The sequence below is a fragment of the Micromonospora sp. NBC_00821 genome (genome assembly GCF_036347035.1).
Taxonomy (GTDB): Bacteria; Actinomycetota; Actinomycetes; order Mycobacteriales; family Micromonosporaceae; genus Micromonospora; species Micromonospora hortensis.
Genome location: NZ_CP108880.1, coordinates 3,611,128 through 3,624,348, shown reverse-complemented (window position 1 = coordinate 3,624,348; position 13,221 = coordinate 3,611,128). Strand labels below are relative to the sequence as shown.

Sequence of the window (13,221 nt, the reverse complement as noted above, 5' to 3'; positions counted from 1 at the left end):
AGTCGTTGGTCGGATTCGTCGGGGCAGAAAGTGCACGATCGCGGGGAGTGGGGGGCGGTCATCCGACGCCGACCAGGAGAGCGGTGTTGGCGCCGCCGAAGGCGGCGTTCAGGGTCAGGGCATGGGTGGCTTCCGTCTTCTGCGGACGGTCCTTGACGACGTTCAGGGGGCAGGAGTCGTCGGGGCCCAGCCAGCCGGCGTTGACCGGCAGTTCGCCGTGGCGCAGCGCGAGCGCGGTGACCACCAGTTCGAGCAACCCGGACGCCTCCAGCGCGTGCCCGTGCACCGACTTCGTGGAGCTGACCGGGACCCGGGTGGCGTGCCCGCCGAGGGCCCGACGCAGGGCGGCGGCCTCGGCGGCGTCGCTCTGCGCGGTACCGGTGGCGTTGGCGTTGACGTAGCCGACGGCCTGCGGTGGCAGCCCGGCCCGGCGCAGCGCGCCGTCGACCGCGCGGGCCAGCCCGGCGCCGCCGGGTTCCGGCTGGCAGGGGTGGAACGCGTCGCCGGCCCGCCCCCAACCGACCACTGTGGCCACCGGATCGACACCGCGTCGTCGGACGGTGCTCGACTCCAGCACCACAGCGGCCACGCCGTCGCCCAGCAGCAACCCCCGGCGGCCGACGCTGAACGGGCGGACCGCCCCGTCGACCGCGAGGGCACGACCGGCGTCGAAGAGCGCGAACTGGTCCGGCTCCACCAGGTAGCCGGCCGCGACCACGACCCGCTCGACGTCACCCCTGGTGATCCGGGCTGTCGCGTCGGCCACCGCCGTGCTCGCCGACACGCAGGCGCTGGTGTAGACCCGGGTGTGACCGGACAGTCCACATCGGGCGGCGAGCTGACCGGCGAGCACTGCCGGCGTCGGGCCCACGGCCGGGCCGCCGTGCACGGCCAGCAGCAGGGCGCACCCGGCGCGCTGCGCGCGGTGAAGACCGGCCGCACGGCAGGCCGTGTCGATCGCGGCGACCAGCTCGTCCGCGAGCGGACCGACCTCGGGCACTGTGGCCGCCACCGTGACCCGGCGGGCGGCGGTGTCGAATCGTCGCACCTGTCCGAACGCCGGCACCCCGGCCAGCACACCGGCGAGCTGCGCGTCGGCGCCCCGCCCCAGGGCGCTGACCGCGTACACACCGGTGAGCTGGGCGACGCGCGCCTCAACCATCTGCGGAGGCGGTCAGCGACGCCCGGAACACCACCAGGGCGTCGTCGACGGTGCGGATGCCGGCCAGCTCGTCGTCGGTGAGGTCGAGCCGGCGTTCGTAGCGCTGCTCGACGAGGTGCACCAGCCAGGCAAGCTCCATCGAGCCGATCCGGTCGGACACCTCGGCAGCCGGTTTCGCGGTGAGTTCGGCGAGCATGGTCATCAGGTCAGCTCGCCCCAGATCGGGCTGACCGCTCATCAGCCTTTGTCGCTCGTCGCCTCGGTGACGCGATTGGCGACCATCGTGGTGAACTCGCCGACAGTCATGAGGGCGAGCTGCTCCGACTCGTCGTCGGCGAACGTCAGGCCGTACCGGTCCTCGACCCGGACGGACAGGTCGGCCAGGGCGAGAGACTCCAGGTCGACGCCGGACGGGCCGAGCGTGGTGTCGTCGTCGAGCCCCTCGACGTCGTAGTTCATGTCGGCGAGCTGCTCGACGACGAAGGCGCGGACCTCGGCTCTCATGGATACCCTCTCTGCGTGGCTCAGCTGACGGTGTCCGGTCGGGACACCGTCTACGTGTGGGTCGGCCGGGACACCGGCGGTCAGCCGGATCGGGCCGCTGTGCTGGTGCGGCGAGCGGGTGCTCTGCTGCTCGGTCACCCGGAGACCGGGCTGGTGCTGACGCACGACCGCGACGGACGGCCGGTCGTCCGGGTCGCCGAGGTGACCGGGTCGGTCGAGCTGGCGGTCAGCGTCAGCCGCACCGCCGGGCTGGTGGTGGTCGCCGCCAGTCGGGCCGGCGCGGTCGGGGTGGACGTGGAGCGGATCCGCCCGCTGCCGGCGCTCGCGCTGGCCCGCCGCTGGTTCCCGCCCACCGAGCTGGCCTGGTTGGGCGATCGGCCCGAGGCCGGCCGGACGGTGGACTTCCTGCGGTTGTGGACCGCCAAGGAGGCGGTCGGCAAGGCGCTCGGGCGGGGGTTGCGCGGCGGCGGGCTGCGCCGGTTGATGCCGCCGCCGGGGCTGCCGTTGCGACAGGTGCCCGGCGCCGAGCCCCTGCGGGTCGGTCACCCGCGGCTGGGCGGGGGCCTCGTCCTGGCGGTCGCCATACGGGCGAGCACGCAGGTCGACGTCGAGGTGGTGCAGCGGCCCGGTCACGGGGTGACCGCCGAACGCAGCGCGTCGGTCGAGCGGACCAGCTTGCCGGTGGTGGTACGGGGCAACTGATCGAGCAGGTGCAGCGCCCGGGGCCGTTTGTAGCCGGCCAGCCGCTCGGCGAGGAGCTTGTCCAGCGTCTCCTCCGACAGCGGGCCGTCGGGTTGGACGTACGCGGTGATGCCGTCGTCCCAGACCACCACGGCGGCGGCCACCCCGGTCAGCTCGGCGACGGTGGCCTCGACCTCGGTCAGGTCGACCTTCATCCCGCCGACGGAGACCTGCGAGTCGAGTCGACCGCGCACCGTGACCAGGCCGGTGTCCACATCGACGGTGCCGGCGTCGCGGGTGTGCAGCCAACCGTCGGACCAGCGGGTCGGGTCGCTCAGGCCGACGTACGGCGACGCCGGGCAGGACACCCACAGCTCACCGCCGGACTCGCGGACCTCGATCCCGGGGGCGGGGGCGATCGACGGTCGGTGTGACCCGTGCAGGTCGGTGCCGATCACCCCGACCTCGGTCATCCCGTACATGTTGCCCAGCGGCACCCCGTACCGGTCGGTGAACGCCCGGGCGACGGCGGCCGGGACCAGCTCGCCCCCGGTGGTCATCCGCCGCAGCTGCGGCAGTGGCCCGGTCGGGCGGGTGGAGGCGAGCAGTCCGATGTGGAACGGCACTCCGAGCACCGTGGCCGGTGTGGTGCCGGCGCTGATCGCGGCCAGCACGGCGTCGCCGCTGAGCCGCTCCGGCGGCACCAGTTCGACCCCGGCGTGCAGCCCGTAGAGCAGGCCACCGACCAGGCCGAGCACGTGCACCATCGAGGGCAGCAGGATGATCCGCTCGCCGGGCAGCGCCACCCCGTCGATCCGGGTGTAGCGGTGCACCTCGGCGACCAGGTCGGCGGCGGTGCGGCCGATCACCTTGGACGGGCCGGTGGAGCCGGAGCTGAGCTGGATCACGGCGTGGCCGCTGACCGCGGGGCGGTCGGCGTACCGGGTGACGCCCTCGGTGACGTCGACGAAGATCTTCAGCGCGCCGCCACCGGTTCGCACCGGAGCGACCACCACCTGCGGAGTCAACCGGGCCAGCGCCCGGTCCACCTCGTGGTCGGTGAGCCGGTGGTCGAGCAGGATCGCCTGCCCCCCGGCGCGCCAGGTGGCGAGCAGGTTCACCACGTACGCCAGCGACGGTGGCAACCGCAGCGCCGCGGCACCGCCGGGGCGCAGTCCGGCGGTGGTCAACCGGTCCTGCGCGGCGGTGACCAGCCGGTGCAGGGTGGCCCGGTCGACGGGCTCGGGCAGACGGAGACAAACGTCGGTCGGGTGGCCGACGAAGAGGACTTCGTCCACCCAGCCGGGGTCGGTCGCCGTAGGATCTTCTGCCGTCACTGCCGTTCACCGCCCAGCATGAAAGAGGGCGAATCCGCCCATCACGTACGCTTGTCGGGGTGCTGCGGGGAACCATACGACGCCCACAAGGCCATTGCTAGATGCGAATGGATGGATCAAAAGCAGCGGCCAGCCGGATTGCCGACAGCCCGTTCGGCGGGCAGGATCGGGCGGCCGACTTGGCGGAGCGTCACCGAGGCATGACCCCTCGCACAACCGGCGGGCCGGTGTCAGCCGGACGGCCGATGGCGTCCGGTTGTCTGCCGAGCCCGACGGCTCTCGGGCGCTAGGCGGGTTTGATGCCGGCGAGGTGGACCAGCAGCTGAACCAGCCGGTACGCCTCGGCCACGTCGACGGCGTGGAAGGCGACAGTCCGGCCGCCGCCGACGCGGACCGCACCCGGCACCAGGACGGCGAGGTCGACCGTGTACGGGCCGTAGAGGTCGATCTCGACGTCCAACGGCCCGGCCATCGTCGCCGGGGGAATCGAGGCGCGCCGGGCGATCGCGTCGGCGGCGGCGCGGCGCAGCCGCTCCCGCGCCTCCTGCGGATGCACTGCCACCGCGGCGGCCTGCCCCAGGGTCTGCTTGACGGCGACGGTGACCGCCGAGGGCACCAGCTCACGGAATTCCGCGCAGGCGGTGTCGTCCCCGCTGAGCAGGACGACGGGCACGTCCAGGTGGCCCGCCATGGCGACGTTGAGGCCGATCTCGCCCAACGACCGGCCGGCCACCCGCACGTCGAGGACGGCGTCGCTTATCGTGTGGGCCAGGACGGCGGGCCCGGCACCGGCCCGAGCGTGATAGCCGACGAGCAGAACGGCATCCGTGTGCTCGTCCAGCCCCGCGAGCATGCCCAGCGGGCGGGGTTTGCCCCGCACGAGGTGAGCACGCCGGTCGAGGTCCTCCGGCAGGATGTTGCGAAACGTTCCGTGCGCGTCGGCGACCCACACCACCGCCTCGGGTTCGGCATCGAGGACCCCGGCGATCACCGCGTTCGCCTCGGCCGTCATCAACGCCCGGCCCCGCTCGTAGTCGTACCGATCCGGGTTCGTCTCGCTGGGGTGCACGACCCCCGAGATGCCTTCCAGGTCCACCGAGATCAGCACCTTCATGGCTCCAGGACCCTACGCGCTCCCGAGAAATACGGCCCGCCCCACCGCGCCGATCTTGCAGTTTCGGTTGCTGTGATGCGTGGAATGTCCATGATGTCGCGACAGTAAGTGCAAGATCGCGGAGAGCGGGCGGGGGCGGGGGCGGGGCGGGGAGCGTCAGGCTAGGGCTGGGGTTTGGGCGTGGATGTGGAAGCGCAGCGAACGGGCGTCGGTGAAGCACTCCCGCATCGGGCGCACGAGGTCCCGGTGCTCCGGGCTGCGTTCCCAGTCTTCGAAGTCGGCCAGGCTCGCCCACTCACTGGTGATCAACCACTGCTCCGGGTCGGTCGACGACCGGCACACCTGGTCGACCAGGTGCCCCGGCACACCGCCGGCGACCAGGTGCCGCACCTGTTCGTACGCGGCGAGGAACTGCTCGGTGCGCGGTACCGGCACCCGTACCAGAAAGACCACCCGGGCCCGTTTGTCGCTCATCATGCCTCTCCCCTCATCGGCGCGGCCCCACGCAGGACCAGCGCGCTGTTGAACCCGTCGAAGCCCCGCGCGCAGATCAGGGCGAGTCGGTTTCGCGGTCGGCGGTGCTCACGCAGGAAGTCCAGCTCGCAGCCCTCGGCCACCTCGTCCGGTCCGGCCGACGCGGGCAACGTGTCATGGGCGAAGGCGAGCAGCGCGGTGGCCACGTCCAACGCCGAGCCGCCCTGGTACGCCCGACCGGTCAGCGGTTTCTGCGTGGTCACCGGGGGCGGCCGGTCGGCGAACACGGCCCGCAGCGCCTCGGCCTCGCTGCGGTCGTAACGGGGCACGCCGAGAGCATCGGGCAGCACCACGTCGATTCCGGCGGCGGCGACGCCCGCGCGGTCCAGGGCCAGCCGCATCGCCCGCGCGTACTGGCCCGGGTCGCCGCTGCTCTCCGCCGTGGTGTGCGCGGCGTCGTGGGTGGAGCCCCACCCGCTCACCTCGCCGTAGACCCGGGCGCCCCGGGCCAGGGCGTGCCCCAACTCCTCCACCACGAACACGGCTCCACCCTCGGCCGGCAGGTAGCCGCTGGCCGTGGCGTCGAACGGCCGGTACGCCCGCTCCGGGTCGGCGACGTCACTGAGCAGCCCCGAGCGCAGCTGGCAGGCGAGCGCGTACGGGCTCAACGGGCACTCGGTGGCCCCCGCGATCACGACCGGGGTGCCCCGGCGCACCGCGCGGGCGGCGTGCGCCAGGCTGTCCAGCCCGCCGGCCGACTCCGCGACCAGCACCCCGCTCGGGCCCTTGAACTGGTGGTGGATGGAGAGCTGCCCGACGCTGGCAGCGTAGAACCAGGCGATGGACTGGTACGCCCCGACGGTCCGCGACGTGCCGCCCCACAGCCGTTGCAGTTCCCGCTGACCGAACAGGTTCCCCCCGGACGAGCTGGCCAGGGTCACCGCGTAGCCGTACGGGTCGGGGGCCCGGTCGGGCAGGCCGGCGTCGGCCAGCGCCAGCCGGGTGGCGGCGAAGCCGAGGTGCGTCCACCGGTCGGTCTGCACCAACTGGCGACTGTCGGCGTAGGAGTCGGCGGTGAAGCCGGGCACCTCCCCGCCGAAGCGGGTCGGATAGCCGGCCGGGTCGAACAACGTGATCGGCCCGGTCCGGCGGGTGCCGGCGAGGACCGTGCGCCAGTGCGCGTCCGCGCCGATGCCGCTCGGCGCGACCACCCCGATGCCGGTCACCACCGCCCGGGCCGTCGCGCCGGCACCGTGCGAAGCGGCGCTCACGCCGCCACCGCGCCGAGCATCCGACGGAAGACCATCGCCGACTGGAAACCGCCGAACCCGCTGCCCACCGAGAGGGCAACGTCCACCGGGACCTCCCGTGCCTCATTGGGTACGTAGTCCAGGTCGCACTCCGGGTCCCTGGTGCTCCAGTTCGCCGTCGGCGGCACCACACCGAACTCGATGGCCAGGGCGCACGCGGCCATCTCGATCGACCCGATCGCGCCGAGCGAGTGCCCGACCATCGACTTGATCGAGCTGATCGGTATCCGGTACGCGGCCTGACCCAGCGCCCGCTTGAACGCGGCCGTCTCGTGTCGGTCGTTCTGCCGGGTGCCCGAGCCGTGCGCGCTGATGTAGGAGACCTGTTCAGGCAGGATCCGGCCCTGCCGTAGCGCGTCGGTGACGGCGAGACCCATCTCCAGCCCGTCCGGCCGCAGCCCGGTCATGTGGAAGCCGTTGCTGCGACTGGCGTAGCCGGCCACCTCGCAGTAGATGTGCGCTCCCCGCCGCCGGGCGTGTCCGGCCTCCTCCAGCACCAGCACCGCCCCGCCCTCGGCCAGCACGAACCCGTGCCGGTCGGCGTCGAACGGGCGGGAGGCGTGCGCCGGGTCGTCGTTGTCCGGGCTGGTCGCCTTGATCGCGTCGAACGAGGCGACGGTGACCGGCGAGATCGGCGAGTCGGACGCGCCGGCCAGCATCACGTCCGCCTCACCGTCCACGATCATCTGGTGGGCGTACCCGATGGCGTCGATGCCGGAGGTGCAGCCGGTGGACACCACCTGCGCCGGGCCGTGCAGCCCGTGTCGACAGGCCACGTCCGCCGCGAGACTGCTGGGCACCAGCGCCTGATAGAGGTACGGGCCACCGCGCGCCCCGTCCACCAGCCACCGTCGACCGTGCTCGCTCACCGTGACGTACTCCTGCTCCAACGCCATCGTGCCGCCCACCGCCGTGCCCAGCACCACCCCGGCGCGATCCCGCTCCGCGTCCGTGAGCACCAACTGGGCGTCGGCCACCGCCTCGGCGGAACAGGCCAGCGCGAACTGCACGTACCGGTCGGCCCGGCGTCGCTCGGCCTCGCTCAGCCCCGCCGCGACCGGGTCGAAGTCGCACTCCGCCGCGATCTGCGACCGGAACGCCGACGGGTCGAAGAAACTGATCCGCCGGGTGGCGGTCCGCCCCTCGGTGATGGTCTTCCAGAAGCGGTCCCGGCTGGCGCCGCCCGGGGCGACCACCCCGATTCCGGTCACCACCGTGCGGCGCCCGGTCATGACCCGCCCCGTTGCTCGACCAACTCGGTGTCGACGTGGCCCAGTTCGGGCCGGGGGGCGAGCGGGCCCAGGTGGAAGACCACCTCGGCCGGCTCGACGCCGGTGTTGCGCAGCCGGTGCCGCACATTCACCGGCACGAACAGCCCCTCACCGGCGGCCAGCAGCGTCGGCTGGTCGTCCAGGTCCACTGTGATCGCGCCCCGCACCAGGTACAGGAACTCCTCGCTGTACGGGTGGTAGTGCTCGGCGATCCGCTCCCCCGGCTCGAGCGTGGCCACCCCGAGGAAACCCGAGGTGCTGCCGACGGTGCGGGGGCCGAGCAGCACCCGCAGCTCACCGCCGCGCCGGCGGTCGGCGGGTACGTCCCGGGCGGCGATCGGGCGGGTGCTCAGGTCACTCATCGTCGGCTCCCGTCGGTGCGTCGCTGGCGGTCGGGCCGCCCTGGTCGGCGCGCTGCCAGGCGATCCGCTCCACCCGGTCCTTGATCACCGCAAGTTGGATCACGCTGTTGGTGTTGATCCGCTCGGTCATCGCGACGTTGTCGACCGGCGCGGTCGGCTTCATCGCGAAGTCCTGCGTCCAGGCCATCCGGGTGCCACCGGCCTCCTCGGTGTAGCGCCAGTGGATGCGCATGTACTCGAACGGCCCGGTCTCCACCCGGTGCGCCCGGACCTGCCTGGTCACCGGGTCGGCGGTGCGCTCGCTGACCCAGCTCCAGGACACCCCGTTCTCGTCGGGGTACATGGTGAGGCGGAACCGCACCGTGTGCCCCTCGCGGTGCAGGATCTCCATCACGGCGTACTCGGTGAACAGCTCGGTCCAGTTCGCCACGTCGTTGGTGACCTCCCAGACCAGCCCCAGCGGCGCGTCGATGACCACGCTGTTCTCGGTGTGCCCGGGCGGGTCGGCGCGCCGGGCGACCAGGTCGGCCACCGCCGGGATGCTCAACTGTCCGGCCTGTTCGGGGATGACCACCTGCCAGCGGTCGGCGACGACCGCCGACAGTTCCAGCAGGGCGAGCGAGTCCATGCCCAGCTCCTCCAGAGACGCGGCGGGCGCCCGGGCCGCGGCGTCGGCGTCCAGCCCGCAGTGCGCCACCAGGATGTCGGTGATCTCGGCGGTCATCGGGCGACCATGGGTGACGGTCATCGGGTCCTCCTGTGGGTTGCGTCGGGATCTGCGGCGGGCGCGGTGCGCGGTGCGGGAGGGACGGTCGGCTCCGGCGCGGGCGCGGGCGCGGCGAGCAGACGGTCGACCAGGCCGGTGGTGTAGCGGCCTTTGCGGAATGCGGCGTCGTCGAGCACCCGCCGGACGAACGGGATGGTGGTGTGCACGCCCGGACCGGCGATGTCGAACTCGTCGAGGGCACGTTCCAGCCGGTTGAGGGCCAGCTCCCGGTCGGGCGCCCAGACGATCACCTTGGCGAGCAGCGAGTCGTACCAGGGGCCGACCAGGTAACCGGCGCTGGCGTGGGTGTCCACCCGGGTGAACGGGCCACCGGGTGGGGTGAACCGCTCCAACCGGCCGGGGGTGGGGGCGAAGCCGCGCGCGGGGTCCTCGCTGTTGACCCGACACTCCACAGCGACGCCGTGTAGGCGGATCTCCTCCTGCCGCCACCGCAGCGGTACGCCGGCGGCAATGTGGAGTTGCTCGTGCACCAGGTCGATCCCGGTGACCATCTCGGTGACCGGATGCTCCACCTGGATCCGGCAGTTGATCTCCAGGAAGTGGAACTTCTCCTCGGCGTCGACCAGGAACTCCAGCGTGCCGGCACCGACGAAGCCGACCTGGAGCGCACCCCGCAGGGCGGTCTCGGCGATGGTGTCGAGAACGGCGGCGGGCAGCGCCGGGGCGGGCGCCTCCTCGACCAGTTTCTGGTGCCGGCGCTGCACCGAGCAGTCCCGGGTGCCCAGGTGCACCCCGTTGCCGTGGGCGTCGCACAGCACCTGCACCTCGACGTGCCGCGCCTCGGTGAGGTAGCGCTCGACGTACACCCGGTCGTCGCCGAAGGCGGCCTGGGCGGCGGCCCGGGTCCGGGTGTACGCGCGACGCAGCTCGCCCGGGTTGTGCACCACTGTCATCCCCCGGCCCCCGCCACCGGCGGCGGCCTTCACGATCACCGGGTAGCCGACGGCGTCGGCCACCTCGGCCGCCGCGGCGGCGGTCGGCACCGGCGCGACACTGCCCGGCGACAGCGGCAGGCCGGCGCGGCTCATCAGTGCCCGGGCCGAGGACTTGTCAGCCAGCGCGGCCATCACCGCCGGCGGCGGGCCGATGAACGTCAGCCCGTTGTCGGCGCAGATCTCGGCGAAGTCGGCGTCCTCGGAGAGGAAGCCGTAGCCCGGGTGCACGGCCTGCGCCCCCACCTGCCGGGCCGCCTCCACGATGGCGGCGGCGTTGAGGTAGCTGCGCCGACTCGACGCCGGTCCGATCCGGACGGCCTGGTCGGCGAGGCGGACCGCCGCCGAGTCGGCGTCGGCGGCGGAGTAGACCACCGCCGTTCGCACGCCGAGCTCCTTGCAGGCACGCAGCACCCGCAGCGCGATCTCGCCCCGGTTGGCGATCAGCACGGTCTCGAACATGGTCAACCACCCCGCGCCGTCATGCCGGGTCCAGTTCGACGATCGGCTGGTCGTACTCGACCGGCTGACCGTCCTCGACGAGGATCGCGGCCACCCGGCCGGCCCGGTCGGCGGTCACCTCGTTCATCAGCTTCATCGCCTCGACGATGGCCACCGGCTGGCCCGGGCGGACCAGGTCGCCCACCGCGACGAACGGCCGCGCGCCGGGCTCCGGCGCCCGGTAGAAGGTGCCGACGATCGGTGCCCGCACCGCGGCACGCCCAGGCACCGGCGGCCGGAGCACCGAAGGTGAGGCACCGGGCGCCGGCCCGACCGCCGGTGCCGCCTCGGCGCGGGGCAGCGGTACGTCCGGTCGGGTCACGTCCTCGGGGTGCCACTCGACCTCCAGCACCGCCGGCCCGCTGCGCAGCCGGATCCGGCGCACCGGCCCGGCCAGCTCGGCGATCAGGTGCTGCGCCTGCCGGCGCAGTCCGGCCAGCGCCGCCTCGCCGTCCACCCCCACGTCGTCGGACGCGTCGACTGTCGACAGCGCCCGGTCGCTGGCGGTCATCGCAGGCCCGCCCGGACGCCGACGCGGTTCGCGCCGAACCGTCGGAATCGTTGCCGACGCAGGCGGACCAGCATGGCCGGCGGCACGTCGAGCAGCGGCAGGAGGTTGGCCAGCAGCGCGGCGCGCAACCGGTGCGCGGTCTCCGCCGGGTCGTCGTGCGCGGCGCTCGACGGCTCGGACACGACCTCGTCGACCACCCCGAGCCGGCGCAGGTCGGGCGCGGTCAGTCGCAACGCGCGGGCGGCCTGCGGCGCCGCGGACCGGTCCGGCCAGAGGATCGCCGCACACCCCTCGGGGCTGATCACCGAGTAGACGGCGTTCTCCAGCATCAGCACCCGGTCGGCCACCGCCAGCGCCAACGCGCCGCCGCTGCCGCCCTCGCCGGTGATGACCGCGAGCACTGGGGTGGGCAGCACGGTGAGGGTGAGGATGTTCTCGGCGATGGCCGCCGCCTGGCCCTGCTCCTCGGCGCTCACCCCCGGGTCGGCGCCGGGGGTGTCCACCAGGGTGACCACCGGCAGGCCGAGGCGGGCCGCGAGGCGCATGAGCCGCAGCGCCTTACGGTGCCCGGCCGGGCTGGCCATGCCGAAGTTGCGGGCGACCAACTCGGCGGTGGTGTGGCCCTTCTGGTGACCGATGACCATGACGTGCCGGCCGGCCAGCCGGGCCACCCCACCCACGATGGCCGGGCAGTCCGCGCCGAGCCGATCGCCGTGCAGCTCCACGAACCCGTCGAAGACCGAGTCCAGGTAGTCCAGTGTGGTGGGCCGCCCCGGATGCCGCGCCATCCGGACGGTGTCCCACGCGTCGCGTATCGCCGGGATACCGGCGTCTCCCTCGGCCGCCGCATCCGTCGGCCGCGCCAGGACCGCGCCGTCGTCGGCGAGGCGCTCGCGGTGCGAGGCCGGCTCCTGCCGGGGTACGGGCGGACGCGCCGGACGGCCGGCGCGGGTCGCGGCGAGCAGCGCCGTCAGCCGTCCGCGCAGCGACCGCCGTTGCACCACCATGTCGACCTGCCCGTGTCGGAGCAGGAAGTCGGCGGTCTGGAAGCCCTCCGGCAGGGCCCGCCCGGTGATCTGGCGGATCACCCGGGGGCCGGCGAAGCCCATCCGCGCGCCACTCTCGGCGAGCACCAGATCGGTGTTGGTGGCGAACGAGGCGGCCACCCCGCCGTAGGTCGGGTCGGTGAGGACGCTCACGGTGAGCAACCCCGCCTCGCGCAACGCGGCGATGGCCTGACTGACGGTCGCCATCTGCATCAACGACAGCGCGCCCTCCTGCATCCGCGCCCCGCCGGAGGCGGTGATCAGGACGAGCGGCGTGCGGTCGTCCAGCGCCCGTTCGGCCGCCCGGGTGATCAGCTCGCCCACCGCGCAGCCCAGGCTGCCACCGAGGAAACGGAAGTCCATCACCGCCAGGGCCACCGGGTGCCCACCGATGGTGGCCGTGGCGCAGACGACCCCCTCGGCAAGACCGGTGCTGGCCCGTGCGCCGGTGAGCCGGTGCGGGTACGGCAGCACGTCGACGAAGTCGAGCGGGTCCGCCTCCGGCAGCCGGTCGGGCAGCAGGCGCAGGGAACCCGGGTCGACCAGTTGGCGCAGGCGTTCCGGCGCGCCGAGTCGGGCATGTTCGCCGCACTCCGGGCAGACGTCGAGGTTGCGGCGCAGCCGTTTGCGGTACAGCAGGCTGGCGCAGCCGGCGCAGCGGGACCAGAGCTGCTCTTCGCGCGGCGCGGTGGCCGTCACGACCGCCGCCCGGCGTCCGGGGCGTCGAATCGGTAGAAGCACCGCGCCATGGCGTCGCGCGGCGAGCGCCAGGTCGACAGGTACGGCGACACGTACGGGCGTAGGCGGTCGCTGACCCGGATGAACTCGGGGTGGTCACGAGCGGCCTCCACAGCGCCCTCCGCCGGCTGCGCGGTCTCGAGAAGGTGCACGTAGAGGTCGTGCAGTCGGTACAGCGAGCGGTGTCGGACACCGACCAGGCGCGGCAGCTCCGTAGCGTCCGACTCGGCGAAGATCTCGGCGACCCGCTCCTCGGCGGTCGGATCGACCTTCGCGACGATCAGCGATCGGTCCATGTTGGGCCTCCCCCCACAGCGTCCGGCCGGCGACGGGTGGCCCCCGGACGCGCTGGACGACTGCCGACACGATGCGCCGATCCTCGTCACGGCGGCGTCACCGCGCCGGGTCGGCCAGCGACGAATGGCGGTGACGCTGCGTTGACGCAACCTGTGTATCAGCTATGTGCCTGCTGCGCTTGATGCGCTAATGTT

At 73.3% G+C, this 13,221-nt stretch carries 15 protein-coding genes; 1 reads left to right on the top strand and 14 read right to left on the bottom strand.

Annotated features, from left to right (window positions below; genetic code table 11):
- Positions 1 to 58 precede the first annotated feature (58 nt).
- From OHB44_RS16615 to OHB44_RS16605, 3 genes are read right to left on the bottom strand one after another with little or no spacing between them, the layout of a single operon-like run.
- Positions 59 to 1,162 carry a beta-ketoacyl-[acyl-carrier-protein] synthase family protein gene (locus tag OHB44_RS16615; protein ID WP_266302591.1) on the bottom strand — a complete coding sequence of 368 codons (1,104 nt, stop codon included), beginning with the start codon at positions 1,160 to 1,162 and terminating at the stop codon, positions 59 to 61.
- A complete protein-coding gene (locus tag OHB44_RS16610; RefSeq protein WP_112587240.1) occupies positions 1,155 to 1,400 on the bottom strand; it encodes an acyl carrier protein in 246 nt (81 codons plus the stop codon). Before OHB44_RS16610 ends, OHB44_RS16615 begins: the two co-directional genes overlap by 8 nt.
- Positions 1,400 to 1,666 carry an acyl carrier protein gene (locus OHB44_RS16605; RefSeq protein ID WP_203119726.1) on the bottom strand — a complete coding sequence of 89 codons (267 nt, stop codon included), beginning with the start codon at positions 1,664 to 1,666 and terminating at the stop codon, positions 1,400 to 1,402. Before OHB44_RS16605 ends, OHB44_RS16610 begins: the two co-directional genes overlap by 1 nt.
- Positions 1,667 to 1,681: 15 nt before the next feature.
- On the opposite strand from OHB44_RS16605, the gene OHB44_RS16600 reads away from it, so the two are divergent.
- Positions 1,682 to 2,368 (top strand): 4'-phosphopantetheinyl transferase family protein, encoded by a 687-nt coding sequence (locus tag OHB44_RS16600; RefSeq protein WP_266302592.1) that lies wholly within the window; start codon positions 1,682 to 1,684, stop codon positions 2,366 to 2,368.
- Here OHB44_RS16600 and OHB44_RS16595 read toward each other — a convergent pair.
- From OHB44_RS16595 to OHB44_RS16545, 11 genes are all read right to left on the bottom strand, one after another.
- On the bottom strand, positions 2,296 to 3,684 hold the full coding sequence (locus OHB44_RS16595; RefSeq protein ID WP_266302593.1) for a class I adenylate-forming enzyme family protein: 1,389 nt from the start codon (positions 3,682 to 3,684) through the stop codon (positions 2,296 to 2,298). The genes OHB44_RS16600 and OHB44_RS16595 overlap by 73 nt on opposite strands.
- Positions 3,685 to 3,970: 286 nt before the next feature.
- Positions 3,971 to 4,798 (bottom strand): M55 family metallopeptidase, encoded by an 828-nt coding sequence (locus tag OHB44_RS16590; RefSeq protein WP_330437475.1) that lies wholly within the window; start codon positions 4,796 to 4,798, stop codon positions 3,971 to 3,973.
- Between the two features lie 156 nt (positions 4,799 to 4,954).
- On the bottom strand, positions 4,955 to 5,272 hold the full coding sequence (locus OHB44_RS16585) for an antibiotic biosynthesis monooxygenase family protein (RefSeq protein ID WP_238685776.1): 318 nt from the start codon (positions 5,270 to 5,272) through the stop codon (positions 4,955 to 4,957).
- A complete protein-coding gene (locus OHB44_RS16580; protein ID WP_330437474.1) occupies positions 5,272 to 6,543 on the bottom strand; it encodes a beta-ketoacyl synthase N-terminal-like domain-containing protein in 1,272 nt (423 codons plus the stop codon). The genes OHB44_RS16585 and OHB44_RS16580 overlap by 1 nt, the downstream gene beginning before the upstream one ends.
- The gene (locus tag OHB44_RS16575) at positions 6,540 to 7,814 is read right to left on the bottom strand and encodes a beta-ketoacyl-[acyl-carrier-protein] synthase family protein (protein ID WP_112673494.1); all 1,275 of its coding nucleotides are present in this window, start codon (positions 7,812 to 7,814) and stop codon (positions 6,540 to 6,542) included. Before OHB44_RS16575 ends, OHB44_RS16580 begins: the two co-directional genes overlap by 4 nt.
- Positions 7,811 to 8,215 carry a cupin domain-containing protein gene (locus OHB44_RS16570; RefSeq protein ID WP_112587250.1) on the bottom strand — a complete coding sequence of 135 codons (405 nt, stop codon included), beginning with the start codon at positions 8,213 to 8,215 and terminating at the stop codon, positions 7,811 to 7,813. Before OHB44_RS16570 ends, OHB44_RS16575 begins: the two co-directional genes overlap by 4 nt.
- Positions 8,208 to 8,963, bottom strand: coding sequence for an SRPBCC family protein (locus OHB44_RS16565; protein WP_330437473.1), 756 nt, complete (start codon positions 8,961 to 8,963; stop codon positions 8,208 to 8,210). The genes OHB44_RS16570 and OHB44_RS16565 overlap by 8 nt, the downstream gene beginning before the upstream one ends.
- Positions 8,960 to 10,396, bottom strand: coding sequence for an acetyl-CoA carboxylase biotin carboxylase subunit (locus OHB44_RS16560; RefSeq protein WP_330437472.1), 1,437 nt, complete (start codon positions 10,394 to 10,396; stop codon positions 8,960 to 8,962). Before OHB44_RS16560 ends, OHB44_RS16565 begins: the two co-directional genes overlap by 4 nt.
- Before the next feature lie 19 nt (positions 10,397 to 10,415).
- A complete protein-coding gene (locus tag OHB44_RS16555) occupies positions 10,416 to 10,946 on the bottom strand; it encodes an acetyl-CoA carboxylase biotin carboxyl carrier protein (protein WP_330437471.1) in 531 nt (176 codons plus the stop codon).
- On the bottom strand, positions 10,943 to 12,691 hold the full coding sequence (locus tag OHB44_RS16550) for an acetyl-CoA carboxylase carboxyltransferase subunit alpha (RefSeq protein ID WP_238685781.1): 1,749 nt from the start codon (positions 12,689 to 12,691) through the stop codon (positions 10,943 to 10,945). Before OHB44_RS16550 ends, OHB44_RS16555 begins: the two co-directional genes overlap by 4 nt.
- A complete protein-coding gene (locus tag OHB44_RS16545) occupies positions 12,688 to 13,026 on the bottom strand; it encodes a TcmI family type II polyketide cyclase (protein ID WP_238685782.1) in 339 nt (112 codons plus the stop codon). The genes OHB44_RS16550 and OHB44_RS16545 overlap by 4 nt, the downstream gene beginning before the upstream one ends.
- Positions 13,027 to 13,221: the final 195 nt, after the last annotated feature.

What these genes read in the sequence shown, in the direction of transcription:
- OHB44_RS16615 (WP_266302591.1), bottom strand. Translation starts at nt 1,162, where the DNA reads ATGGTTGAGGCGCGCGTCGCCCAGCTCACCGGTGTGTACGCGGTCAGC.
- OHB44_RS16610 (WP_112587240.1), bottom strand. Translation starts at nt 1,400, where the DNA reads ATGAGCGGTCAGCCCGATCTGGGGCGAGCTGACCTGATGACCATGCTC.
- OHB44_RS16605 (WP_203119726.1), bottom strand. Translation starts at nt 1,666, where the DNA reads ATGAGAGCCGAGGTCCGCGCCTTCGTCGTCGAGCAGCTCGCCGACATG.
- OHB44_RS16590 (WP_330437475.1), bottom strand. Translation starts at nt 4,798, where the DNA reads ATGAAGGTGCTGATCTCGGTGGACCTGGAAGGCATCTCGGGGGTCGTG.
- OHB44_RS16585 (WP_238685776.1), bottom strand. Translation starts at nt 5,272, where the DNA reads ATGAGCGACAAACGGGCCCGGGTGGTCTTTCTGGTACGGGTGCCGGTA.
- OHB44_RS16575 (WP_112673494.1), bottom strand. Translation starts at nt 7,814, where the DNA reads ATGACCGGGCGCCGCACGGTGGTGACCGGAATCGGGGTGGTCGCCCCG.
- OHB44_RS16570 (WP_112587250.1), bottom strand. Translation starts at nt 8,215, where the DNA reads ATGAGTGACCTGAGCACCCGCCCGATCGCCGCCCGGGACGTACCCGCC.
- OHB44_RS16565 (WP_330437473.1), bottom strand. Translation starts at nt 8,963, where the DNA reads ATGACCGTCACCCATGGTCGCCCGATGACCGCCGAGATCACCGACATC.
- OHB44_RS16560 (WP_330437472.1), bottom strand. Translation starts at nt 10,396, where the DNA reads ATGTTCGAGACCGTGCTGATCGCCAACCGGGGCGAGATCGCGCTGCGG.
- OHB44_RS16555 (WP_330437471.1), bottom strand. Translation starts at nt 10,946, where the DNA reads ATGACCGCCAGCGACCGGGCGCTGTCGACAGTCGACGCGTCCGACGAC.
- OHB44_RS16545 (WP_238685782.1), bottom strand. Translation starts at nt 13,026, where the DNA reads ATGGACCGATCGCTGATCGTCGCGAAGGTCGATCCGACCGCCGAGGAG.